This window comes from Ornithinimicrobium sp. INDO-MA30-4 (genome assembly GCF_021535045.1).
Classification (GTDB): domain Bacteria; phylum Actinomycetota; class Actinomycetes; order Actinomycetales; family Dermatophilaceae; genus Ornithinicoccus.
In genome coordinates this window covers 1,598,921-1,620,567 of the sequence record NZ_CP091056.1, presented here as the reverse complement: position 1 = coordinate 1,620,567, position 21,647 = coordinate 1,598,921, and the positions used below count along the sequence as shown (strand labels likewise).

The window sequence follows — 21,647 nt, the reverse complement described above, 5'->3', positions numbered from 1 at the left end:
GTGAACCGGGTGCAGCAGCATCAACAGACTGAAGTTGCCATCTCAGCCGTTTCCCGTGAGCTGCCGGTGGTTTATCTGAACACGCCACCTGGGCGGGTGGTTTCTCCGCTTGACTTTGATCAGAGTGAAGACCTCATGCGTGACGCCTTGGCAGTGACGCGTGCGCAACTGAAGACGCTACGGATCGATGGCCCGGGTCTCTACGGGAGCAGCACGGATCGTTACGTAGGCGTCGAATAGTTAGCCCGTTCCTCTTACCTTGTGGCCGGTTGACCCTCTTAATATGAAACATGGAGAATAAGCAGCCATTGTCCAGTGGTCGATATCTGGATGCCTATCGTTCGACGCTTCCCATCGTCACTCCGACTCGAACGCCGACCTTCCCGGTCGATGCGCGTGAGGCAGACCTACCGGAGACCACGTCTCAACTTCGACCACCAGATGGTGCGCCCAATGTGTTGATTGTGCTCATCGACGACATGGGCTTTGGCGCTACTTCAGCCTTCGGGGGGCCGTGTGAGACGCCCACTGCTGAGCGACTGGCCAAGGAGGGTTGAAATTCAACCGCTTCCACACCACGGCGCTGTGTTCTCCCACTCGAGCTGCCATGCTCACCGGTCGTAACCACCACTCGGTGGGCATGGCTGCCATCACCGAAATCGCCACCGCATTCCCGGGTACGACCTCGGCCCGCCCGCCCAGCGCGGCACCCGTTGCTGAGGTGTTGAAGCTGAACGGCTACAACACGGCATGCTTCGGCAAGTGGCACCAACTCCCCGTCTGGGAGGGGTGTGTCTGGTCCGTATGACCACTGGCCTACCGGCGAGGGCTTTGAGAAGTATTATGGCTTCCTCGGGGGCGAAACCGACAACTACAACCCGACGCTCTTTGAGGGCACCACGGCCATCGACACCCCAGACGAGCCGGGCTATCACCTGAGCGAAGACCTGGCGACGCGCACGATTTCCTACATTCGTGAGCAAAAGGCGATGACGCCAGACAAGCCGTTCTTCACCTATCTCTCCTTCGGCGCCACGCACGCACCGCACCACGCCCCACCGGAGTATGTCGAGCGTTATTCCGGTGCCTTTGACCACGGCTGGGACAAGCAGCGTGAGTTGACGTTGGCCAAGCAGAACGAGCTTGGTGTGGTGCCCGAAGACGCCGAGTTGACGCCACGCCCAGAGAGCATCCCGGACTGGGAGGGTCTCGATGAGGACCGCCACCGGTTGTTCTCCCGGATGATGGAGGGGTATGCCGGGTTCGCTACGCATACCGACGAGCAGGTTGGCCGCGTGGTTGACGCACTGGAGGACCTGGGCGAACTCGACAACACGCTGATCTTCTACGTCCTGGGCGACAACGGCGCCAGCGGTGAGGGTGGCCCCGACGGGTCACTAAATGAATACGCGGCCTACAACCTGGTGGAAGAGACCGTCGAAGAGATGATCACTCATCTCGACGAGATCGGGTCGGACCGACTGTTCAACCACTACACCGTGGGTTGGGCGCACGCGATGAACACGCCGTATCAGTGGACGAAGCAGATCGCGAGCCACTGGGGTGGCACCCGGACCGGGATGATCGTGCACTGGCCTGGTGGCATCGAGGCCGAGGACGGCATCCGTGATCAGTTCACGCACGTCATCGACATTGCGTCGACGATCCTGGAAGCGGCTGGCATCCCCGAGCCGACCTCGGTCAACGGCGTGGCGCAGAAGCCGATTGAAGGCACCGAGTTCAACTACGCCTTTGACGCCCGAGGCTGATGAAACTCCACCACCCAGTACTTCGAGATCATGGGTAACCGCGGGATCTATCACAAGGGTTGGTCAGCCTGCACGATCCACGAGATTCCTTGGACCTTGGGCACCTCCGGGCACCCGTTCCCCGAGGACGAGTGGGAACTGTACGGTCCCGATGACCCGACACAGATCAACAACCTGGCTGCCGAGGAGCCTGAGCGATTGGCTCGGATGAAGGAACTCTTCCTCATCGAGGGCTCGAAGTATCAGGTCTTCCCCCTTGATGACCGCAAGGCGCTGCGTTTTGATGCACAACTGGTCGGGCGGCCCAGCCTGCTGGGTGATCGGACGACCTTGACGCTGTATCCGGGCATGATGCACCTGGGCGAAAACACCGTCCCGGATGTCAAAAACAAGTCGCACGCCGTTGTGGCGACCGTGACCACGCAGACCGATGCAGATAGCGGCGTGATCATGGTTCAGGGCGGACGCTTCGGCGGCTGGGCGCTCTACCTACACCAAGGCGTGCCCACGTATGTCCACAACTGGGTTGGTCTGGAGCGCTACTTCGTGCGTGGCGAGTCGGCTCTGCCTGCTGGCGACCATGAGATCCGCTTCGAGTTCGACTACGACGGTGACGGTGCTGGTAAGGGCGGCGACGGTCGGGTTTTGGTCAACGGCGAGGTCGTCGGCGAGGGCCGTATCGAGAAGACCTGTGGCTACCTCTACGCCTTGACTGATGCTGCTGATGTTGGCGTCGACACCGGCTCGATGATCGTCGAGGACTTTGGCAGCGATGACCCGCATGGACACTTCGAGGGCACTCTGCATCACGTCGTGATCGACATCGATCCAGGTGCTCACCCTGACCCGGCGGGCTATGTCACTGCTTCGTTGCGTCGTCAGTAAGTGCACTCACCGAGGAGTTAGACAGGCGATAATCGCTGCATGAGTGAATGTTGTAGCCCGAGCCGTCCGCAGAGCCCAGAGCCTCAGGGTTCTGCGGACGGCTCCGGTTAACCCTGGAAATGCTGAGCGTTCGGATAATCCTGCCCTGGAGATGACGTTCGTTGAAGTCGCCGGTGGTTCGTTCACGATGGGCACCGATGACCCCCGCGGCTATCGGGACGATGGCGAGGGCCCTGCGCATACCGTCGACGTGGGTGGTTTCAGTGTTGGGCCTTATGCGGTGACGAATGACCAGTTCGCCGCATTCGTTGCGGCAACCGGTCATCGTTCGACGGCAGAAGTGTTCAACAACTCCTTCGTTTTCGGCGGGTTATTGCCTGATGAGTTTCCGCCCACTCGAGGCGTCGCGACGGCGCCATGGTGGCGCGAAGTGATCGGTGCCGATTGGGCCCACCCTGAAGGGCCTCAGAGCAACCTTGAAGGCCGAGGCGACCACCCGGTTGTGCATGTCAGTTGGCACGATGCGATGGCATTCTGCGAATGGAGCGGCACCCGACTGCTCACCGAAGCCGAGTGGGAGTTCGCTGCTCGCGGGGGAATTGAAGGCTCACACTTCCCGTGGGGCGATGAGCGGGAGCCAGATGGTGAGCACCGGATGAACGTCTTCCAAGGAGAGTTCCCGGGGAACAACACCACAGAAGATGGTTGGGCTGGCACGTGCCCAGTCGGTACGTATCCGCCCAATGCGCTCGGGTTGCACGAGGTCACCGGCAACGTCTGGGAGTGGTGCTCCGACTGGTTTGATCCGGGTTATTACGCGGTTTCTGCGGAGGTGGATCCGCGTGGGCCGGAAGCGGGCCAAGCCAAAGTGATGCGCGGCGGTTCTTACTTGTGCCACGAGAGTTATTGCTGGCGCTATCGGGTCGATTCGCGCAGCGCCAACACCCCCGACAGCACCACTGGCAACCTAGGCTTCCGCGTCGCTCGCTAGCTGTTCTTCCCCGGCAGGTTGTGAACGTCTGAGATAGCGAAGACCTCCGTGCAGGATGTGGGTTACCACACTCACTGTCCAAACACGGAGGTCTTCGTGACTCACGCTAACGCTCCTTGACGCCGGAAGGGCGTCGTCGTCTCGCGGTCCTGATCGTTGATCGGGGTTGGTCCCTTCGTCGGGCCGCGGAACGGTTTCAGTGTTCACCGGCGACGGCGAAACGGTGGGCCGACCGCTATCGGGTCGGGGCATCCTTGGTCGATCGCAGCTCCCGACCCCGGACGTCGCCCTCGCGTCTCCCGCAGCGCGTCGAACGGCGAATCGTCGGATTGCGGGTCAACCGCCGGTGGGGACCGCACCGGATCGCGTTTCATCTCCGGCTGCATCGATCAACTGTCGGACGGGTCCTCGCCCGCTTTCGGATGCCGTTGCTGACCCATATCGATCAGTCGAGCGGTGTCCGGGTGCGGAGGGCGAAGCCGATCCGTTACGAGCTCGCTGAGCCGGGTCAGCTCGTGCACGTGGATATCAAGAAGCAGGGCCGCATCCCCGACGGGGGCGGGCATCGCATGTTGGGGCGGCAAGCCGGGAACCGCAACAACAAGAAGAAGGGACGCGGCTACGCGTTCCTCCACCACGCCGTCGACGACCACTCCCGGCTGGCCTATTCGGAGATCCTCGACGACGAACGCAAAGAGACCGCCTCCGCGTTCTGGGAACGCGCCAACGCGTTCTTCCAAGCCGCGGGGATCACGGTGACGGCCGTGATGACCGACAACGGCTCCTGCTACCGCTCCCGCGACTTCGCTGCTGCGCTCGGCACGATCAAACACCGATGGACTCGGCCCTACCGGCCCCAGACCAACGGCAAAGTCGAACGCTTCAACCGCACCCTCGCTGCCGAGTGGGCCTACGCCGCCTCATACGCGAGCGACGAAGACCGAGCAGCGACCTACCAAGACTGGATCCATCACTACAATCACCACAGACCCCACACCGGCATCGACGGCCAAACACCCTCAGACCGCGTTCACAACCTCACGGGGAAGAACAGCTAGCTCAGCCTTCACACAAGGGGCTGCCCAAGGAGTCGTCAACGAAGCCCGAGAAGGCGCGGTCATCGGGACGCTGCAGGCCGACCTGTCGGACCTGTCCGCCGTTGAGGCGATGGCCAGCGAAATCCTGGACGCCGCATACTCGCTGGATGTTTTGATCAACAACGCCGGTGTCTATCGGACGCCGACTCCGGTCACTGATGCCGGCCTGGACTCGCGCTTTGTCGTGAACACCGTGGCGCCTTATCTGCTGACACGGCGCTTGTTGCCCGCGTTGGCTCCCGGCGCCCGAGTGCTCAACTTGTCCTCGGCTGCTCAGGCGCCGGTCGACCTGGATGCCCTGGGTGGCTCAGTCCGGATTGCGGACATGGATGCCTATGCGCAGAGCAAACTGGCCATCACGATGTGGTCCCGGCACCTGGCGGATGAGCTGGGTGACTCGGGCCCCGTGGTGCTGGCGATCAACCCTGGCTCGCTGCTGGCTACCAACATGGTCCGCGAAGGCTTTGGCTATTCGGGTAACGACATCAACATCGGGGTCGACATCCTCGTGCGTGCCGCTACCAGTGATGATTTTGCGGACGTGACTGGCCGTTACTTCGATGACGACATATGCAGCTCTGGGGACCCACACGAGGATGCGCTAGATGCGGCCAAGAACGCTGCGGTCGTTGAGCAGATTGAGGCTCTCCTGACCCGCTAGCCCCTGCGCCGATTCATTCGCGAACCGGGCGAATAATTCTGCAGGCTCGCGAATGAATCCGCACGGGTTAGGGTGCGGTCACGTATTCGGGCACAGGGAGGTCCGTGGCGTGCAAATTTACAAGGAGGTATAAGTGGGTGCGTTGAAGTGGGTTGCCGTTGCGGCCCTCGGGGGTGCTGGCGTCGTTGCAGGGACAGCGATTGCGAGCTCTTTGAGCGGTGACGATGTCGTGGTGGAGCGCGTTATCGATGGGGACACCATCGAGGTCAACCGCGATGGTGAGATTGTGACCGTGCGCCTGCTCAACGTCGACACCCCAGAGACCAAGGACCCGGCAAAGGCGGTCGAGTGCCTGGGGCCAGAAGCCTCGCAATTCCTAGCTGAGCAATTGCCAGTTGGTTCTGAGGCGACGCTTGACTACGACGAGGAGAGGTTCGACTCATATGGCCGAGAACTAGCTGGGGTCACGCAGGACGACGTCTTGGTTAACGCCGAGATTGCCCGGGCAGGCCTCGGCGTGCCAGTGCTGTTTGAACCCAACGCGCGGTTCTACGACGAGGTCGCGGCGGCCTTCGAAGAAGCACAAGAAGGGGAGCGAGGAGTGTTCTCGCCCTCCGAAGATTGCACCTTCGCGAGCCGCTCCCAGGCTCTCACGGATAGCGTTTCCGATGCCCAGAGCGTTGCGGCGACTGACCCAATGGCGGCTGAAGATTCGGCGGTCGTGTTGATCGCCGAGGCGACCGCGCTCCTTGCACTCATTGACTCAGCAGACCCGGGCACTCTTGCCGCAGCGGGGATGCCGAGCGGCGAGTTGCAGAGTTACCGAGCCGACGCTCAGGCGAATCTTGGGGTCGCTGAGGGCCTGCGTGATGATGCAATTATCGCCCGCGAGGATCTCGAAGAAGACAATCGGAAGGCTGCAACTGCTCTCCTTGAAACCAGTGGTTCAGCGCGAAAGGTACAGGCCGAAGTAGAGCAGGAAGAGTCGGACCGTCAGGCGGCTGAGCAGGCCGAAGCCGATCGGGAGGAAGCCAAGCAAGCCGAAGCTGACCGTCAGGCTGCTGAGCAGGCGCACGAGCAACAGGATCCTTCGCAGGAAGCGCCTGGGGCGTCAAATTCTGATTCACAACCGGCGCCGCAACCGGCTCCAGCCCCGCGCCGCAACCGGCTCCAGCCCTGCACCATCTCAGCCTGGGGCGGGGTATACGGGATGTCGTGCATATATCGGAGGCCCCTACATTGATGATCAGGGCCGGAGTTACACCCCGATCGATTGCACCACGAGGGCACCCCTCGTGCCGTAGCCGCTAGCCGTTTTTCATTCGCGAACCGGGCGAATAATTCTGCAGGTTCGCGAATGAATCGGCGGGGTTGGGGTTGCCATGGTGGGTTGGGACGACTCAAGATGGCGTATGCATATCAGGCCGAAATCTGCGCAGGTTGCCATTGTCACGGGGCTGGCGACGACCATCTACTACGCAACACCCGACTTCATCGACTCGGCCGCTATCCGGACCGTGGTGAAGTCAGCCCTAGCCGGTGGGGTCTTGGCGGTCACCGGTGTCGATGTCCGGCAGAGCGAGGAAATACAGCGCGGGGCCCTCGAGGGGCTCCAAGCCCTCAGAGACACCTTTGAGCAGGTGCCAGACAAGGGCAAAGTGGGGGTTATCGCTGCCGGAGCCGTTGCTGTTGTTGGCCTAGCTGCGACCACGGTGATGGTGGAGCGGTGGATTTACCAGCACGGCAAGAAGCGCGCCGAAGCGGGCAAGTCGCTGCCGCATACCCGGTTTGCAGTGCTGGTGGGGGCCGTGTCTGCAGTTACGTGTCTCTTGCCGATGCCTGAACGAGAAGTAGCCGGCTCCGATTGAGGTACGCGGTCGATCTGTCTCAGGTCGATACCCATCCACATTGTTCGGTCAGCCACCTGGGTCGGGTGTCGCGACGCTTCCTGAGGAGCCTCTCAGGTGTCTCAGGTTCTCCTCAGCAGCGTCACGGCAGAGTTGTCCTCGGAGCAAGGGGCCGACCGGCCCACCCGACCGAGAGGACAACGACATGGCGAGCAACAAAAACACGATGATCGCGGCTGGCGCTGGAGTGCTGCTGCTGGCTGGCGGTGTGACGGCAGCGGTGGCCCTCAATGGTGACGACGAGTCAGACATCAACGGCACGGTCAGCGCAACGGAGACCGTCGCTGATGAAACCTCGGTCGATGACTCTGCCACTGACACCTCAGCTGAGGAGACGGCCGCGCAAGAGACGTCTACGCAAGGCAGCCCAGATGGCGGCAGCGCAGACGACGACAGCGCGCTGGCCGCAGCCGCGACGGTCACCGAGGCTGAAGCCGAAGCCGCCGCCCTAGCAGCCGAGGCCGGCACCGTTGATTACATCGCCTTGGACGAGGAAGATGGCTTCGTGGTGTGGGAGGTCGAGGTCCGCACTGCAGAGGGCTCCATGGTTGACCTGCTCGTTGACGCAGGAGACGCGAGCATCTTGGAGCAGGAGGCAGACCGTGATGACGACGACAACGACAGCGACCGGGACGACATCGTTGGCTCCATCGCCGTGCCAGCCGACGCCACCCCGTTGGAAGACCTCGCTACGGTGACACAGGCTCAGGCTGAAGATGCAGCTTTGGCGGCAGCGCCAGGCAACGTTGACTCAGCCCGGTTGGGCACCGAAGACGGCTTCGTCATCTGGGATGTTGAGGTCGCCGCCGACGATGGCACCTTCGTTGACCTCATTATCGACGCGGGTGACGAGAGCATCTTGGAGCAAGACGTCGACAACGACCGCGACTAACCTGTCGCGCCGCAGCCTGAGATGGCTAGGCGGGATAGACACTGACCTCGGTGGCTTTAACTCCGGCCCAGATCTGCTTGCCAGCGATCAGGCCCAGTTGAGCCACCGAGGTCGTGGTGATTTCGGCGGTCAGGTGGATGTCGCCGCTAGCCCGATCCGTGCCCGCTGGCCGGTGATGCTGATGCTGCTGACCCGCATACCCCAGGTGTTGCGGGTGGACCCGGTGGCCGGTGACTCATAGAGGGCAATGGCGACCGGGTCGATGGTGGCCCACATCAGGGCGCCATCAGTGTGCTGATCAGGGTCTTCGGCGGTGACGACCTCAAAGCCATCGTCGGTGCGCAGGGTGACGCGCTCGCCGACGCGGACCGTTCCACTGAGCAGATTCAGCCCCACGATCGAGGCAACAAAGGCGTTACGTGGTTGCGCAATCACCGCTGCTGGCCTGCCAGATTGCACGACGCGACCGTGCTCCAGGAAGACCAACTCATCAGCCAACGTCAGCGCATCCACCGGATCGTGGGTGACGATCACCGTCGTCCCGGAGAAGGTGGAGAGTCGGTGATGCAGGTCAGCGCGGGTGGTGCTTGCCGTGTCTGGGTCCAGGGCCGAGAGCGGCTCATCGAGCAGCAACAGGTCAGGGTCGGTGGCCAACGCTCGAGCCAACGCCACCCGTTGAGCTTGGCCGCTGGACAGCTGGTGGGGTTGCGCTGGGCAGCGCAGCCAAGCCAACCCCGTCCAACTCTTGGTATGCGCGCGCCCTGGCGTCGTGCTTGCTCACTCCGCGGCTGTGAGGGCCGAACGCGACGTTGTCGAGCACGCTGAGGTGGCCAAACAGCATCGGCTCGGCCAACACCAAGCCGACATTGCGCTCTTGGGCGCCCAGGTGTTGCCCTGGCCCGCTCCACGCGGTGGTGTCTGCCCCGTCGTGGGCGCTGATGCTGCCGTGGGGCACGGGGACCAAACCAGCCAAGGCCAGCAATAGCGTTGATTTGCCCGAGCCGTTGGGTCCGAGCAAGGCGGTGACGCTGCCCGGTGCCAACTCAAGGGCAGCGGTGAGGGCGAAGTCGGGGCGCTCGACGCATACGTCGAGGGTGAGGTGTTTGCTCACAACAGCCACCTGCTCCGCAGCGAGGCCAGCACCACAACGCAGATCAGCAACATCAACACCGACAACGCGACGGCGGCATCGGGATCTTGCTCCAGCAGGGTGAAGACGGCCAGCGGCACGGTTTGGGTGCGGCCGCTGAAGTTGCCAGCAAAGGTGATGGTGGCCCCAAATTCACCCAGTGCCCGAGCCCAGGCCAGGGCCGCGCCGGCAGCCAAACCGGGGGCGACCATCGGGACGGCGACCCGGGTGAAGATGCGCCACGGCGATGCTCCCAGCGTCGCCGCCACCTGGTCATAGCGCCGGTCCAGGCTGCGCATCGACCCTTCGACGGTGATGACATAAAACGGCAGCGCGACGAACACCTCGGCCATCACGACAGCCACCGTGGTGAACGGGATCGTGATGCCAAAGGCCAGGTCAAGCGGCTGCCCCAACAACCCCAGGCGCCCGTATGCGGCGAGCAGGGCCACGCCGCCGACGACCGGGGCAACACCAGCGGCACGGTCATCAGCGCCCGCACCAGCGGGACCCAGCGGCCGGTGCTGCGGGCGAGAACCCAGGCCAGCGGTGTGCCGAAGATCAGCACGATCACCAGGGTGATGCTGGTGGTGATTGCGCTCAATTTGAGGGCTTCGAGGGCCACCGGGCTGGTCAGGTCACTGGCGAAGTTTGGCCAATCCACCCGGGTGAGCAGGGCCAGCAGGGGGATAGCTAGGAAGGCGACGGCGACCCACGCTGGGATGCCGATGGCCCAGCCGAGGCGCTGTGCGGTGTTGTCTTGGCGGGCTGCTCTGGCTGAGTTGGTGCTTGCTGAGTCGGTGCTAGTGGAGCGGGGAGTCATGGTGCCCCGAAGCCAGCCTCAGTGAGCACTTGTTGTGCGGTGTCGCCCAAGAGGTCATCGATCAAGGCAGGAGCTTGGGGGTTGTCGCTGATTGCAAGTGCCGGGTAGCGATTGGTGACGTTGATGTCGTCGGGGATGTCGATGGCGGTGACGTCACTGGTGGCTGCGGCGATATCGGTGCGATACACCACGGCGGCGTCCGCCTCACCGCTGCTGGCTTTGGCCAAGGTGGCTCGCACATCTGGCTCAAAGGAGGCGATGTCGGGGGAGAAGCCAGCCTGGGCAAACATCTGCTCCGAAGCCTCTCCGCACGGCACTTGCTGGGCACAGACGACGAGGGTGGGGCTGTCGTTGGGCGTGATGGCTAGGTCGAGGTCGGCCAGGCTGGTGATATTGGCGGGGTTATTGGCGGGCACCGCGAGGGTGAGGCTGTTGGTAGCAAAGATGACCGGGCTGGTTGCCGGGGCGCCGTCTGGGGTGATCAACGTAGACAGCGATGACTCACCGGCCAACAAGATCACATCTGCCGGGGCGCCCTCGTTGACCTGCTGCACGATGGTTGATGACCCGGCAAAGCTGATGTCCAGGTCATAGTCGATGCCCTCGGCGGCCCAGGCTTCTTCGATCTCGGGCAGCACAGTGGTCAATGATGCTGCCGCCAAAATCGTGATCGACTCGCGGCTCTCGGGCTCAGCGGATGGGTCATCAAGGGGACCGCCGTTGAAGACCCAGTCCGAGCAACCACTCAGGACGAGCGCGGCGCTCGCAGCCAACGCGACCGCATACCGGCGGATCATTGGGGCAAGCCGATGGTGACGTGCGTTGCTTTGACACCAGCGACCACGACGCTGCCGACCTCAAGCCCCATCTCGCGCACCGATTCAGCGCTGAGCAACGACACGACACGAAACGGGCCACATTGGGTGTCGACCTGGGCCATCACGGTGTTCATCGTGATGTTGGTGACGATGCCGTGCAGTTGGTTGCGTGCCGAATTGAGTGGTGAGTCGCCGCCGCGGGGCAGGTTTGCGAGGTCTTGGGCATAGCGAGCGACATCGGCGCCGGGCACCACCGTGCGCCCTTGAGCGTCTTGGCTGGCTGGCAGCGTGCCGTGGTCAATGGCTCGGCGGACGGTGTCGGAGGAGACGCCGACGAGCTGGGAGATCTCAGAGACTCGCAAATGCGTCATGAATGCGACAATACAGCCGCTTTTGCATTAAGAGCTACCGGGCTTCGCTCCCGATGACCAGAAAGCGTCCTGAATCACGGCCACGAGTTCACGGGCTGTTTGAGCGTCCAGTTGTATGGCTTGGCTCATCTTTGGTGCTGACTTCCTCGAATCAGACCCGAATGTTGAAATGTGGAGATACTTTGTGCCGTCCTCGGCCTCCACGACCTGGTAGAAGGCATCCACTTCGGTGGGGTGCACGTCCACGCGTTGCGTTCCGGGCGATAAATTGCGGACCTTGGCCATTGGGGCTCCTTCAAGGGGCGGGTGCGGTGCCACTGTGTCAGAGCCGAGGCACACGTGCCATGCTCTGCCGGTCGACGCGCCCTCAGTTAGGGTTGAAACTTCAACACCAATCGGGGACTTGAGGACATAGATGTCGGAATCCACACTGGCGGTCGCGCCCGGCTCAATCGTTGTCGTGCGTGATGAGGAATGGCTGGTCACGAGCGTTGAACAGACCAGCGATGGGGCTTTAGTTTCGGTCCGTGGGCTATCCGAGTTGGTGAAAGACACCTCGGCGATGTTCTACCAGGGCCTTGACGACATTGAGGTCCTCGACCCGGCTGCTGCCACGGTGGTTGGCGACGATTCGCCCGGCAATCGCCGTGCGCTGCTCTGGCTCGAAGCCACCTTGCGCAAGACTCCGTTGCCGGTCGATGACCAGTCGATCACTGTGTCTGGTGAAGCACTGGCCGACCCGTTGGACTATCAACAAGAGGCCGTCCGCCGCGCTCTCGACCCGGCCAACCTGCGCCCGCGCATCTTGCTGGCCGATGCTGTCGGTCTCGGCAAGACCCTCGAAATCGGCATGATCCTGGCTGAGTTGGTCCGCCGTGGCCGGGGCGAGCGCATCCTGATCGTCACGCCCCGACACGTCTTGGAGCAGATGCAGCAGGAGATGTGGATTCGGTTCGCGTTGCCGTTTGTCCGCCTTGACTCCGTCGGCATTCAGCGGGTCCGGCAGCAACTGCCGTCGACCCGCAACCCGTTCTCGCTCTACAAGCGGGCCATCATCTCCATCGACACCCTCAAGAGCGACCGCTATTTGTCCCACCTGCGCAAGCACCGTTGGGATGCCGTCGTCATCGACGAATCACACAACGTCACCAACAACGCCACCCAAAACAACCGGCTGGCCAGTGTCCTCGCTCCGCAGACGGACGCCTTGATCCTCGCCTCAGCCACCCCGCACAACGGCAAGGCCGAGTCGTTCGCCGAGTTGATCCGTCTGCTCGAGCCCACCGCGGTGCGACCCGATGGCACCGTCATCGAAGAAGAGGTCCAGCGCCTGGTGTTGCGCCGTCACCGGCACAGCCCCGAGGTGGCCAGGGTGGTCGGCAACGATTGGGCTGAGCGCAAGACCCCGCAAAACATCCCGGTCGCCCCGATCCGGCCGAAGACGCCGTGGCCCACGAGTTGGCCGACCGCTGGCTGCACCCGCAAGGCAGCAGCCCCCACTCCGGCAACTCCCGCCTATTTTCGTGGACCTTGGCCAAGGCCTTCTTGTCTTCGCCGGCCGCGCTGCAGGCCACCCTGAAGCAGCGCATCAATCGCCTCGACCCCACCCTCGTCACCGAAGCCGTCGAGATCGAAGCGTTGCGTGATCTGCAACACCTCAACGAGCGATCTTTGGCCGAGCGGGGCGGCAAATATGGCGCCCTGGTTGATTACCTCAAAAAGATCGGCATCGGCCGCAACAAACCGGAGCGGGTGGTCATCTTTGCCGAGCGCATCGCCACCCTCGACTGGCTGGCCGCTCGCCTGACCAAAGAGTTCAAACTGCCCGATGACGCCGTCGCGATCCTGCAAGGCCAGCTCTCTGACCAGGAGCAGCAAGAGGTTGTTGAGAGCTTCAAACAAGAGTCGTCGCCGATCCGCATCCTGATCACCGGCGACGTTGCCTCTGAGGGCGTCAACTTGCACCTGCAATGCCATGAGCTCGTGCACTACGACATCCCTGGTCCCTCATCCGCCTGGAACAGCGCAACGGCCGCATCGACCGGTATGGCCAGCGTCACCAGCCGCAAATCACCACCTTGGTGTTGGAGCCCACCCACGACCGCTTCTCCGGTGACCTCAAGGTGCTCACTCGCTTGGTCGAAAAAGAGCATGAAGCCCACACCGCCCTGGGCGACGTCGCTGGCCTGATGGGCGAGCACGACGTCAAGGCCGAAGAAGACCGCATCCGCGACGTGTTGGCTGGCCGCAAGCAACTCGATGATGTGGTCAAGGAAGTGGGGCAGGTGCAGCAAGGCAACGACCTCGCTGCCCTCTTTGCTCGAATGCAGTCCTTGCCCGCAGAAGAAGAAGCACCCGAAACCACCGAAACCACCACTTTGTATGCCGATCGCGCCGACTACCTGCGCGAAGCCCTGGTCGAGGTCTACAGCGAGCCACAACAACCGCTGAGCGCACTGGGCGGTGGCGTCAACTGGCGCGAATATGCCACTGACCAGATTGTGCAGATGTCGCCACCTAGCGACCTGCGCAAACGACTCAACGTGTTGCCGCAGTCTTACCTGCGGGATCGCCAGGTGACCGAAACCTTCAAGTTGGCCACCACCAAGACCAAGGGCGAGACCTTGCGGCGCAATGCGCTCGCCGATGAGTCCGGCTCATCCTGGCCAGAAGCGCACTTCCTGGGGCCGTTGCACCCGATCTTGGAATGGGTCAGCGACCGAGCCTTGGCGCACCTGGGCCGCAACCAAGTTTTCGCGGTCCGTGGTGATGTTGACGCGCCGACCGTGCTGTTGCTGGGGTCGTTGACCAACCGCTCGGGTCACACGGTGACTTCGTCGTGGTTGGCCGTGGAGTTCCCCACGGGCCAACCCAGTTTTGCCTTGGTGGCGCAACACCGCACAGCAGAAGAACTGCTCGACTCGGTGGGCATCAAACGCGGCATCAGCAACCCCGGCCCGATTGCCGACGCTTCAGCGCTCAATGCCCTGATGCCGGCAGCCGTGGCCCAAGCCGATGAAGCCCTCAAGCCTGCCTTTGCCGCTGCCCGCCAGCAAGCGGAAGCCCATGTGGCCGCTGGTGGCAGCGCGCGCAGACCTGGAGCGAACAGGCAGATGCCATCAGCCAGCGCCTCAACCTGCGCGATCGTCGAGCGACCGTTGAGGAAGAGCAACAACTGGCCGATGAGCGATCACCGGATCGCCCTTTATCCGCCCGCTCCTCGTCGTCGTCCCCCACAACCACCCGGTTCAGGAGGCCTGACATGGCCAGCAATGATGCCTTCGTCGTTGGCGAAGATTGGATCAGCGAGCACTACTTCACCAGTGAAGCTCGCAACGAGTCCTTCCATGGCCGGGTCCTTGCTCGCCGCAAAGCCTGGGACGCCGAAGAAGCCGAGACCACCCGTTCTCGCTTCACCGCAAGCCGCGCCGACCTGGAGCGTCGGGTGGGTGGCCTGACCGAAGAGGGCCAGAGCGACCCGGCGGCAGCCCGTGCTTTCACCCACGACCTGCTTGACGTGCTGGGTTATCACACCGGCGAATTCACCTTGGACGCCGATGGTCCCCTGACCAGGGTCTCCACCGTGGGCGTCACCGGCCCGGCCCCACTGGTGCTGATCCAGGCGACCCCGGTCACTGCTCTTGATGACCTCATCGACAAAGACGCAAAAACGCTGGCTGAGCCCGTCGAGCAGCCCGATGGCAGCATCATTACCTCGGTCGCTCGCCAACTCTCCGCCCTGTTTGTCAGCGATGAGGCTCCACAGTTTGCCCTGGTGTTGGCTGGCCGCTGGTGCCTGATCGCTGAGCAAGAGCGCTGGCCCGAGGGCCGCTATCTCGGGGTTGACCTGCAACTGGTCACCGAGCGCAACGACACCAAGCGCGGTGGCGAGTTGGACCGGGCTTTGGCTTGCCTTGACGCGGCCTCTCTGGCCCCCGATGCCGATGGCAATATCTGGTGGAGCGATGTGCTGGCTGACTCGGTCAAGCACACGGTCGGGGTCTCCGAAGACCTGCGCGAAGGGGTGCGCCGATCAGTGGAGATCGTCGCTGATGAGGTCGTGAACCGGCGTGCCGCTCAAGGTTTGCCGCCGTTGCCGCAAGACCAGGCCCAGGTGTTGGCCGTGCAATCGTTGCGCTACCTCTATCGCATCCTGTTTTTGCTGTATGCCGAAGCCTCACCTGAGCTGGGGTGCTGCCCACCGGCGCCAGTGAATACGACGCCGGCTATGGCATTGACCGACTGCGCGAGTTGACCCTGGTGGAGTTGCAACAGGAGAGCTCCCACCACGGCACGCACCTGTACGCCTCGCTGCACCAACTCTCACGCCTGATCGACCAGGGGCATCACCCTCACGGGCAAACCAACCACGCCAGCAGCGACGCGCTCACGTTTGACCCCTTGCGCGCTGACTTGTTCCGACCCGAGGCCACGGCGCTGATCGATGAGGTCAAGCTGGGCAATGAAGCCGTCCAGCGGGTGTTGCAGCACTTGCTGCTGAGCAAAGAGGCCAAGGGCCGCGACCGCGGGTTTATCTCCTATGTCGAGTTGGGCATCAACCAACTGGGCTCGGTCTATGAAGGCCTGATGTCCTACACCGGCTTCTTTGCCGATGAAGACCTCTTTGAAGTGGCCAAGGCTGGCGATGCCACCAAGGGCTCCTGGGTGGTGCCGGTCACTCGAGCCGACCACCTGGATGAAAAGGACTTCGTCCGCGTCGAAGACCCCGAAACGGGGAGTCTCAGCCTGTCCGCCACCAACAGGGCGCCTTTGTTTTCCGACTGGCTGGCCGGGAGCGCCAGCAGTCGGCGTCGTATTACACCCCGAGGTGTTGACTCGGTTCACCGTCAGCGAAGCCCTTGAGGAGTTGCTGGACCAAGACGGCCAGAGCACGACTGCCGCCGAGATTCTTGAGTTGAGTGTTTGTGAGCCCGCTTTGGGCTCGGGTGCCTTGCGTTGGAAGCGGTCGATCAACTGGCCCGCAAATATCTGCGTCGTCGCCAGGAGGAGGTGGGCGAGCGGATTGACCCCGATGACTTCCCAACCCAGTTGCAGCGGGTCAAGGCCCACATCGCTTTGCACCAGGTGTACGGCGTTGACCTGAATGCCACCGCTGTGGAGTTGGCCGAAGTCTCGCTCTGGTTGGACACCATGGTGCGTGGTTTGCAAGCGCCGTGGTTTGGTTTGCGGCTGCGTCGCGGCAACTCCCTGGTCGGGGCACGACGAGCAACGTATGCGCGGCACGCGGTCAACGACAAGAGTTACCTGAGCGCAGCGCCCAAGGATGTGCCGCTCACTGCGCTGTTGGCTGATGCCAAGGTCGGCAAAGTGGGCCCGGCGGTGTCGTCTTCGGCATTCCAGTTTTGTTGCCTGCGTCCGGTTGGGGCTCAGCGGTCGAGGTGCCCAAACAGGTCCGCGACTTGGTGCCCGAGCAAGTGGCTGCGCTGAAGGCGTGGCGCTCGCAGACCAAACGCAAACTGACTAAGACCCAGGTCGACACCTTGATGGGGCTGACCCAGAGGGTGGAGCAGTTGTGGGATTTGGCGCTTCGCCGATTGCAGATCGCTGAGCAAGAGTCGAGCCGTAGCCTGCACTTGTGGGGCCGGGAGGAGCCGGCTGAGTCTTCGGCGGTCACTCGGGAGCAGATCGAAGAGGCCCTGGCCGATCCCGACGGGGCGTATCGCCGGTTGCGGCGCGTGATGGATGCCTGGTGCGCGTTGTGGTTTTGGCCGCTCACCGAAACTCAGGTTGAGCCGCCGAGCATCGATGAATGGCTCGACGGGCTGACGATGTTGCTGGGGCGCGACACCAGCAACCGGGCCAAAACTCGGGCCGGTCAGCAGACGTTCCAGGATCTGACCGACTGGTTCCAACTGGGTGACGCTGAGGATGACGACCGGATCTATAGCGGCTCTAAGCGTGCCCACGAAGTCTTGGAGGCGCACCCGTGGCTCGTGGTGTGTGAGCAGATCGCCAGCCAACAAGGTTTTTTCCACTGGGAGTTGGACTTTGCCACAGTCTTTGCCCAAGGCGGCTTTGACCTGCAGGTGGGTAACCCGCCGTGGGTGCGGCCCGACGTTGATAGCGATGCCTTGCTTGCTGAGGGCGACCCGTGGTGGCAACTCGCGGAGAAGCCGTCGGAGGCAGCCCGCAACGACATGACGGCGACGACCTGGCGGTGCCTGGGGTTGAAGCCTTGGTGTTGAGTGCGACCGGCGATGTGGTGTCACTGCGCGAGTTCGTCAGTGGCGCTTCGACCTATCCGCTGTTGGCTGGGCTGCGTCCAGACCTCTACCGCTGTTTTATGAGCCAAGTCTGGGCCCACGCCTCGGCTCAGGGTGTTTCCGGTTTGATCCACCCTGAGACACATCTGACCGATGAGCGGGCCGGGCTGCTGCGGGCCCAGACCTACCGGCAATTGGCCCGCCATTGGCAGTTCATTAATGAGTTGGTTCTCTTTGAGATAGACCATCACGTTTCCTACGGCGTTCACGTCTACGGCTACGCGGGTCACGACGAGGTGGCCTTCGACAATGCGGCGGGGCTGTTTCACCCCGACACAGTGACCCGTTCTCGGGTGCATGACGGCTCCGGGGAACAACCGGGTTTCAAGCACGAGGGCAAATGGGACTTGCGCCCCCACCAGTCACGCATCCAGTCGGTCACCGACGAGACGTTGGCCGTCTGGGCCGATGTGCTTGAAGACGACAACCCGGCACAAACTCGGATGGTCTACACCGTGAACGAAGCAGCCTTGCGGACTCTGGAAACGTTGTCAGCAGCGCCGCGCGTCGGAAAACTTGGCCTGGATTTTTCAGCAGGCTGGAACGAGAAGACCGATCGTCAAGCTGGCCGGTTCAAGGGCTCTTGGGGCCCTGCAGTTTGGCAGGACGCGATCTTGCAGGGCCCACATCTGCATGTCAGTACCCCGTTCTACAAGTCACCAAACGCCACGATGAAGCACAACCAAGACTGGTCGGCGGTGGATTTGGAGCGGTTGGCGCCAGACACCATGCCAGTCACGGCCTACAAGCCAACGGGCGACCCGGTGGCCTACAACGCCAAATACACCCATTGGGGCCCAGATAGGTCGAGCTCTGCCCGGGATCACTACCGCGTGGCTTGGCGGGCGATGGCGGCAAATACGGGGGAGCGAACGCTGATATCCGCGGTAATCCCCCCAACGAGTGCTCACCTGTACACCTTGTATTGCGTCGGGGGAGGTGATGCAGACCTGCGCACGCTGATGAGTGTCGCTGCGTCAGCCACGAGCCTGTTGCATGATTTTCAAGTCCGGGCAGCGCCAAAATCGGCGATCTTAAAGGGAGTGTTCGCGAGCCTGCCAATGGTGTCCCTTGATCATCCACTAATCAATTCGTTGCTTCTTCGGGCCCTTCGGCTGAACTGCCTCACCGATGCCTACGCCGACCTGTGGGCGCAGTGTTGGGATGACGCCTTCCTCGACGACGCCCCGATATTGACCCAACACGACCCCGGCCAGATCGGGCCAGAGTGGACGGCGCAGACGCCGTTGCGCCGGGCAGTGGATCGCCGCAACGCTCTGGTGGAGAACGATGCTCTGGTTGCGTTGATGCTAGATGTGCCCATTGATGACCTTGTGACCATCTATCGCACTCAATTTGCTGTGCTGCATGGCTATGACCAGCGCGATTACACCTACGACATCAACGGCCGGTTGGTGCCCAACAGCGTGTTGGCAGTGTGGCGCAAAAAGGGTGACGCAATCAGCGTGGACGAACGCACAGCCACCCACACTGAGGGCCACGACTACGTCTACGAGTTGCCGTTTAGCACGCTGGACCGGGAGGCTGACCTGCGCACCGCATACGCCGAGTTTGAGCGTCGTTTGGCTGACTCATGAGTGAGCTGCTGCCTTCGCTGCAAGCCCGTGATCTGCGCGAAGGGCTTGTTGACTACCTGACAACGACCTTTGCGCTGGTGGACCCAGAGCCGCGGCGAGCGCTGCGCGAGTTCCTTGACGATGAGAGCGACGGCATCTTCAAGGGGCCCTACCTGCGGCTTCGATTGCCGTTTCGGCCCGCCGATGCCGGGTGGCAATCGAGCCTCGACTGGTTGCCTGAGTTCACGCCCTACCGCCACCAGGCACAAGCCTATGAACGGTTAACCACCAAGGGGCGATTCGATCAAGGCACCCGGCCCGAGCCCACCTTGGTCACTACCGGCACCGGTTCGGGCAAGACCGAGTCGTTTTTGCACCCGATTTTGGACCATGTGCTGCGTGCCAAACGTGCTGGTGTGACCGGCACCAAGGCGCTCATCCTCTATCCGATGAACGCCCTTGCCGACGACCAGGCCGGGCGGCTGACCGAACTGCTGACCACCGACCCAGCTTTGGCTGGTGTCACGGCTGGCATCTATACCGGTGGTCAAACCCGCGAAGATACGCGAGTTTCGTCCAGGGGTCTGATCACGAGCCGCCATGCCATGCGCGATCAGGCACCCGACATTTTGCTCACCAACTACAAGATGCTCGACCAACTGCTGCTGCGCCCCGATGATCAGTCGATCTGGGCGCAAAGCGCACTGTCGTTGACCTATCTGGTGCTTGATGAGTTCCACACTTACGACGGGGCTCAAGGCACAGACGTGGCGATGTTGCTGCGACGCCTTGGCATCGCTCTCAAAAGCCACTGGCCCGATGAGCACCCCGAGATCAGTCCTGCCGACCGAGCGCGACCGATGGGCAAAATGACCCCCGTCGCGACATCAGCAACCCTGGGTGACGACACCGACGCCTCAGCGATGTTGGCGTTTGCGCACACCGTCTTTGGCGAAGAGATTGCTCCCGATGCGGTGATCACCGAGACCCGGCAGAGTTGGGCACAGTGGAGCGATGGTGCCCAGGCTCCCGCGCCCTCTCGCCTACGTGAGATGTCCGGTGAGCAGTTGAGCCAGGTGGCTGCCGCTGCCAGCGACCACGCTGACGACCCGGCAGCCCTGACGGGGGCTGTGTTGGCCTGCCTGCACACCGAGTCGATCGAGCAGTTTGAGCCGCTAGACCTGATCAAAAGCACCCCGACATTCAGGGTCTGATCGAGGTGACCAAGCGAGCCGCGACCTACGACGATGCACTGACCGCGCTCTTTGCCCGACCAGCCACCGCTGCCGAAGGGCCGCTGCGGGTTGGCGCACCAGAAGCCCTCCTTGCTGCCCTGAGCCACATCCGAGCCACCTCTGGTCGTGATGCCCTGGGCGTCGAGCTGAACTTGTGGATCCGCGAACTCACCCGCATCGACCGGGTGGCTGCAGGCGTCCCGGCCTATCACTGGAGCGACGACGGCGCCTGGGTCGGCAGCGAAGGAGAGCGCAGCGACGCCTCGTTCCCGGCGATCTATTGCCGACACTGTGGTCGCTCGGGGTGGGGCATCCAACTGGCCGCCGTCGGTGACGACCTAGCCGCCCAAGACACCCGCATCCGTGGCAACCACATGGCCAAAGAAGGCCGCTTCCGCGCACTGCTTCACGCCCCCGGCGAAGGCGCACGCAACACCGATTCGCCCCGCGAAGACACCGTGGCTGGGTTGCGGTGGCTATCAGTCAAACGCAGCACGCTGCTGGCCAACCCGCCCGCTGAAGACGACCCCGACCTGCTGGCGGGGCTCTTGCTGCCGGTGCTGACGCATACCGGGCAGGACGCCGACCAGTACTCCAAGGCCGACACCTGCCCTTCGTGCCAACAAGCCGATGGTGTGCGCTTCCTGGGCAGTGCCGTGGCCACCCTGCTGTCGGTGACGCTCTCGGTGATGTTTGGCAACCCCGCGCTGGACCCCGCGAAAAGAAGTCGCTCGTCTTCACCGACTCCGTGCAAGACGCCGCCCACCGGGCCGGTTTCGTCCAAGCACGGTCACACTCCATGACCTTGCGTGCTGCGCTGCGCTCAGCACTGACCGGCGCCGCCAGCACCCTCGACAGCCTGGTGGATGACGTGCTGGCCGATGCCGGCAGCGATGCGTTTAAGCGCTATCGACTGGTGCCGCCAGACATGTTGGAGCAAGAGGCATTCCACAACTTCTGGTCGCATGAGTCGGTCCGCACTGTCGAGGGCGACACCGCAAACTGGTCAAACAACGACTGCTGCTTGACACCTCCCTCGAGGTCGGTTTGCAGTCGGCCTTGGCCGGACACTGGAGGCCACCGGCTCCATCGCGGTCTCTGTCGATGCTGGTGGCCCGCAGCGCTTGGTCAGCCTGGCCAAACAGGCCTTGCACCGTGACGAAACCGACTTACTCCCAGGCGTTGAGCCCAGCGAGGCACAACTCATC

The 21,647-nt window shown here is 62.8% G+C and carries 29 protein-coding genes and 1 pseudogene; 22 read left to right on the top strand and 8 right to left on the bottom strand.

The features are described 5' to 3' along the window. The first annotated feature begins 9 nt into the window (after window positions 1-9). From L0A91_RS09410 to L0A91_RS09365, 11 genes and pseudogenes are all read left to right on the top strand, one after another. Window positions 10-240: a hypothetical protein gene (locus L0A91_RS09410; RefSeq protein ID WP_235244109.1), complete on the top strand. Its 231-nt coding sequence runs from the start codon at window positions 10-12 to the stop codon at window positions 238-240. A gap of 50 nt (window positions 241-290) precedes the next feature. Next, window positions 291-557, top strand: coding sequence for a sulfatase-like hydrolase/transferase (locus tag L0A91_RS09405; RefSeq protein WP_235244107.1), 267 nt, complete (start codon window positions 291-293; stop codon window positions 555-557). Beyond that, complete coding sequence (locus L0A91_RS17470; protein ID WP_260115177.1) at window positions 554-808, top strand: sulfatase-like hydrolase/transferase; 255 nt, start codon at window positions 554-556, stop codon at window positions 806-808. Before L0A91_RS09405 ends, L0A91_RS17470 begins: the two co-directional genes overlap by 4 nt. After that, window positions 792-1,769, top strand: coding sequence for a sulfatase-like hydrolase/transferase (locus tag L0A91_RS09400; protein WP_260115176.1), 978 nt, complete (start codon window positions 792-794; stop codon window positions 1,767-1,769). Before L0A91_RS17470 ends, L0A91_RS09400 begins: the two co-directional genes overlap by 17 nt. Window positions 1,770-1,799: 30 nt before the next feature. Then, on the top strand, window positions 1,800-2,654 hold the full coding sequence (locus L0A91_RS09395; RefSeq protein ID WP_235244105.1) for a hypothetical protein: 855 nt from the start codon (window positions 1,800-1,802) through the stop codon (window positions 2,652-2,654). Window positions 2,655-2,805: 151 nt separating this feature from the next. Next, the gene (locus L0A91_RS09390) at window positions 2,806-3,645 is read left to right on the top strand and encodes a formylglycine-generating enzyme family protein (protein ID WP_235244103.1); all 840 of its coding nucleotides are present in this window, start codon (window positions 2,806-2,808) and stop codon (window positions 3,643-3,645) included. Window positions 3,646-3,741: 96 nt separating this feature from the next. Beyond that, a pseudogene (locus tag L0A91_RS09385) lies at window positions 3,742-4,703 on the top strand (IS481 family transposase). Beyond that, window positions 4,615-5,403: an SDR family NAD(P)-dependent oxidoreductase gene (locus L0A91_RS09380; protein WP_311198157.1), complete on the top strand. Its 789-nt coding sequence runs from the start codon at window positions 4,615-4,617 to the stop codon at window positions 5,401-5,403. The pseudogene L0A91_RS09385 and the gene L0A91_RS09380 overlap by 89 nt, the downstream one beginning before the upstream one ends. 133 nt (window positions 5,404-5,536) lie before the next feature. Beyond that, window positions 5,537-6,646 (top strand): thermonuclease family protein, encoded by a 1,110-nt coding sequence (locus L0A91_RS09375; RefSeq protein WP_235244101.1) that lies wholly within the window; start codon window positions 5,537-5,539, stop codon window positions 6,644-6,646. A gap of 169 nt (window positions 6,647-6,815) precedes the next feature. Further along, window positions 6,816-7,271 (top strand): hypothetical protein, encoded by a 456-nt coding sequence (locus L0A91_RS09370; protein ID WP_235244099.1) that lies wholly within the window; start codon window positions 6,816-6,818, stop codon window positions 7,269-7,271. 184 nt (window positions 7,272-7,455) lie between these two features. Continuing rightward, window positions 7,456-8,202: a PepSY domain-containing protein gene (locus L0A91_RS09365; RefSeq protein ID WP_235244097.1), complete on the top strand. Its 747-nt coding sequence runs from the start codon at window positions 7,456-7,458 to the stop codon at window positions 8,200-8,202. 25 nt (window positions 8,203-8,227) lie between these two features. On the opposite strand, the gene L0A91_RS19865 is transcribed toward L0A91_RS09365, so the two are convergent. Genes L0A91_RS19865 through L0A91_RS09335 form a run of 8 tightly spaced genes read right to left on the bottom strand, consistent with a single transcriptional unit; the run spans window position 8,228 to window position 11,628 of the window. Next, complete coding sequence (locus tag L0A91_RS19865; RefSeq protein WP_397333872.1) at window positions 8,228-8,308, bottom strand: hypothetical protein; 81 nt, start codon at window positions 8,306-8,308, stop codon at window positions 8,228-8,230. Window positions 8,309-8,331: 23 nt separating this feature from the next. Then, window positions 8,332-8,874, bottom strand: coding sequence for a hypothetical protein (locus L0A91_RS09360; RefSeq protein ID WP_235244095.1), 543 nt, complete (start codon window positions 8,872-8,874; stop codon window positions 8,332-8,334). After that, on the bottom strand, window positions 8,840-9,313 hold the full coding sequence (locus L0A91_RS09355) for an ATP-binding cassette domain-containing protein (protein WP_235244094.1): 474 nt from the start codon (window positions 9,311-9,313) through the stop codon (window positions 8,840-8,842). Before L0A91_RS09355 ends, L0A91_RS09360 begins: the two co-directional genes overlap by 35 nt. Next, entirely contained in the window at window positions 9,310-9,783 is a 474-nt protein-coding gene (locus tag L0A91_RS18930; RefSeq protein WP_311197757.1) for an ABC transporter permease subunit, read from the bottom strand. Before L0A91_RS18930 ends, L0A91_RS09355 begins: the two co-directional genes overlap by 4 nt. Then, window positions 9,684-10,154 carry a hypothetical protein gene (locus tag L0A91_RS18925; RefSeq protein ID WP_311197756.1) on the bottom strand — a complete coding sequence of 157 codons (471 nt, stop codon included), beginning with the start codon at window positions 10,152-10,154 and terminating at the stop codon, window positions 9,684-9,686. Before L0A91_RS18925 ends, L0A91_RS18930 begins: the two co-directional genes overlap by 100 nt. Then, entirely contained in the window at window positions 10,151-10,951 is an 801-nt protein-coding gene (modA, locus tag L0A91_RS09345; RefSeq protein WP_235244092.1) for a molybdate ABC transporter substrate-binding protein, read from the bottom strand. The genes L0A91_RS18925 and modA overlap by 4 nt, the downstream gene beginning before the upstream one ends. Further along, window positions 10,948-11,343: a molybdopterin-binding protein gene (locus L0A91_RS09340; RefSeq protein ID WP_235244090.1), complete on the bottom strand. Its 396-nt coding sequence runs from the start codon at window positions 11,341-11,343 to the stop codon at window positions 10,948-10,950. The genes modA and L0A91_RS09340 overlap by 4 nt, the downstream gene beginning before the upstream one ends. 27 nt (window positions 11,344-11,370) lie before the next feature. Further along, window positions 11,371-11,628 carry a hypothetical protein gene (locus L0A91_RS09335; RefSeq protein ID WP_235244088.1) on the bottom strand — a complete coding sequence of 86 codons (258 nt, stop codon included), beginning with the start codon at window positions 11,626-11,628 and terminating at the stop codon, window positions 11,371-11,373. A gap of 130 nt (window positions 11,629-11,758) precedes the next feature. Between L0A91_RS09335 and L0A91_RS09330 the strand changes: the two genes are divergently transcribed. The 11 genes from L0A91_RS09330 (at window position 11,759) to L0A91_RS09280 (ending at window position 21,598) form a co-directional block, all read left to right on the top strand. Then, window positions 11,759-12,922, top strand: a complete 1,164-nt coding sequence (locus L0A91_RS09330; protein WP_235244086.1) for a DEAD/DEAH box helicase — start codon at window positions 11,759-11,761, stop codon at window positions 12,920-12,922. After that, complete coding sequence (locus L0A91_RS09325; protein WP_235244084.1) at window positions 12,889-13,533, top strand: C-terminal helicase domain-containing protein; 645 nt, start codon at window positions 12,889-12,891, stop codon at window positions 13,531-13,533. Before L0A91_RS09330 ends, L0A91_RS09325 begins: the two co-directional genes overlap by 34 nt. After that, the gene (locus L0A91_RS09320) at window positions 13,428-14,801 is read left to right on the top strand and encodes a hypothetical protein (protein ID WP_235244078.1); all 1,374 of its coding nucleotides are present in this window, start codon (window positions 13,428-13,430) and stop codon (window positions 14,799-14,801) included. The genes L0A91_RS09325 and L0A91_RS09320 overlap by 106 nt, the downstream gene beginning before the upstream one ends. Beyond that, window positions 14,789-15,598, top strand: coding sequence for a hypothetical protein (locus L0A91_RS09315; protein WP_235244076.1), 810 nt, complete (start codon window positions 14,789-14,791; stop codon window positions 15,596-15,598). Before L0A91_RS09320 ends, L0A91_RS09315 begins: the two co-directional genes overlap by 13 nt. Continuing rightward, window positions 15,535-16,206 (top strand): protein p26, encoded by a 672-nt coding sequence (locus L0A91_RS09310; RefSeq protein ID WP_235244074.1) that lies wholly within the window; start codon window positions 15,535-15,537, stop codon window positions 16,204-16,206. The genes L0A91_RS09315 and L0A91_RS09310 overlap by 64 nt, the downstream gene beginning before the upstream one ends. 93 nt (window positions 16,207-16,299) lie before the next feature. Further along, on the top strand, window positions 16,300-16,791 hold the full coding sequence (locus tag L0A91_RS09305) for a hypothetical protein (RefSeq protein WP_235244072.1): 492 nt from the start codon (window positions 16,300-16,302) through the stop codon (window positions 16,789-16,791). After that, window positions 16,767-17,549, top strand: a complete 783-nt coding sequence (locus L0A91_RS09300) for an Eco57I restriction-modification methylase domain-containing protein (protein WP_397333871.1) — start codon at window positions 16,767-16,769, stop codon at window positions 17,547-17,549. Before L0A91_RS09305 ends, L0A91_RS09300 begins: the two co-directional genes overlap by 25 nt. Beyond that, on the top strand, window positions 17,456-19,225 hold the full coding sequence (locus L0A91_RS09295; protein WP_235244069.1) for a hypothetical protein: 1,770 nt from the start codon (window positions 17,456-17,458) through the stop codon (window positions 19,223-19,225). The genes L0A91_RS09300 and L0A91_RS09295 overlap by 94 nt, the downstream gene beginning before the upstream one ends. Further along, the gene (locus tag L0A91_RS09290; protein ID WP_235244068.1) at window positions 19,222-20,418 is read left to right on the top strand and encodes a DEAD/DEAH box helicase; all 1,197 of its coding nucleotides are present in this window, start codon (window positions 19,222-19,224) and stop codon (window positions 20,416-20,418) included. The genes L0A91_RS09295 and L0A91_RS09290 overlap by 4 nt, the downstream gene beginning before the upstream one ends. Window positions 20,419-20,423: 5 nt before the next feature. After that, complete coding sequence (locus L0A91_RS09285) at window positions 20,424-21,242, top strand: hypothetical protein (RefSeq protein WP_235244067.1); 819 nt, start codon at window positions 20,424-20,426, stop codon at window positions 21,240-21,242. Continuing rightward, a complete protein-coding gene (locus L0A91_RS09280) occupies window positions 21,239-21,598 on the top strand; it encodes a hypothetical protein (protein WP_235244066.1) in 360 nt (119 codons plus the stop codon). Before L0A91_RS09285 ends, L0A91_RS09280 begins: the two co-directional genes overlap by 4 nt. Window positions 21,599-21,647 lie beyond the last annotated feature (49 nt).

What these genes read in the sequence shown, in the direction of transcription:
- L0A91_RS09405 (WP_235244107.1), top strand. Translation starts at nt 291, where the DNA reads ATGGAGAATAAGCAGCCATTGTCCAGTGGTCGATATCTGGATGCCTAT.
- L0A91_RS09395 (WP_235244105.1), top strand. Translation starts at nt 1,800, where the DNA reads ATGGGTAACCGCGGGATCTATCACAAGGGTTGGTCAGCCTGCACGATC.
- L0A91_RS09390 (WP_235244103.1), top strand. Translation starts at nt 2,806, where the DNA reads ATGACGTTCGTTGAAGTCGCCGGTGGTTCGTTCACGATGGGCACCGAT.
- L0A91_RS09370 (WP_235244099.1), top strand. Translation starts at nt 6,816, where the DNA reads ATGCATATCAGGCCGAAATCTGCGCAGGTTGCCATTGTCACGGGGCTG.
- L0A91_RS09365 (WP_235244097.1), top strand. Translation starts at nt 7,456, where the DNA reads ATGGCGAGCAACAAAAACACGATGATCGCGGCTGGCGCTGGAGTGCTG.
- L0A91_RS18925 (WP_311197756.1), bottom strand. Translation starts at nt 10,154, where the DNA reads ATGACTCCCCGCTCCACTAGCACCGACTCAGCAAGCACCAACTCAGCC.
- modA (WP_235244092.1), bottom strand. Translation starts at nt 10,951, where the DNA reads ATGATCCGCCGGTATGCGGTCGCGTTGGCTGCGAGCGCCGCGCTCGTC.
- L0A91_RS09340 (WP_235244090.1), bottom strand. Translation starts at nt 11,343, where the DNA reads ATGACGCATTTGCGAGTCTCTGAGATCTCCCAGCTCGTCGGCGTCTCC.
- L0A91_RS09335 (WP_235244088.1), bottom strand. Translation starts at nt 11,628, where the DNA reads ATGGCCAAGGTCCGCAATTTATCGCCCGGAACGCAACGCGTGGACGTG.
- L0A91_RS09330 (WP_235244086.1), top strand. Translation starts at nt 11,759, where the DNA reads ATGTCGGAATCCACACTGGCGGTCGCGCCCGGCTCAATCGTTGTCGTG.
- L0A91_RS09290 (WP_235244068.1), top strand. Translation starts at nt 19,222, where the DNA reads ATGAGTGAGCTGCTGCCTTCGCTGCAAGCCCGTGATCTGCGCGAAGGG.
- L0A91_RS09280 (WP_235244066.1), top strand. Translation starts at nt 21,239, where the DNA reads ATGACCTTGCGTGCTGCGCTGCGCTCAGCACTGACCGGCGCCGCCAGC.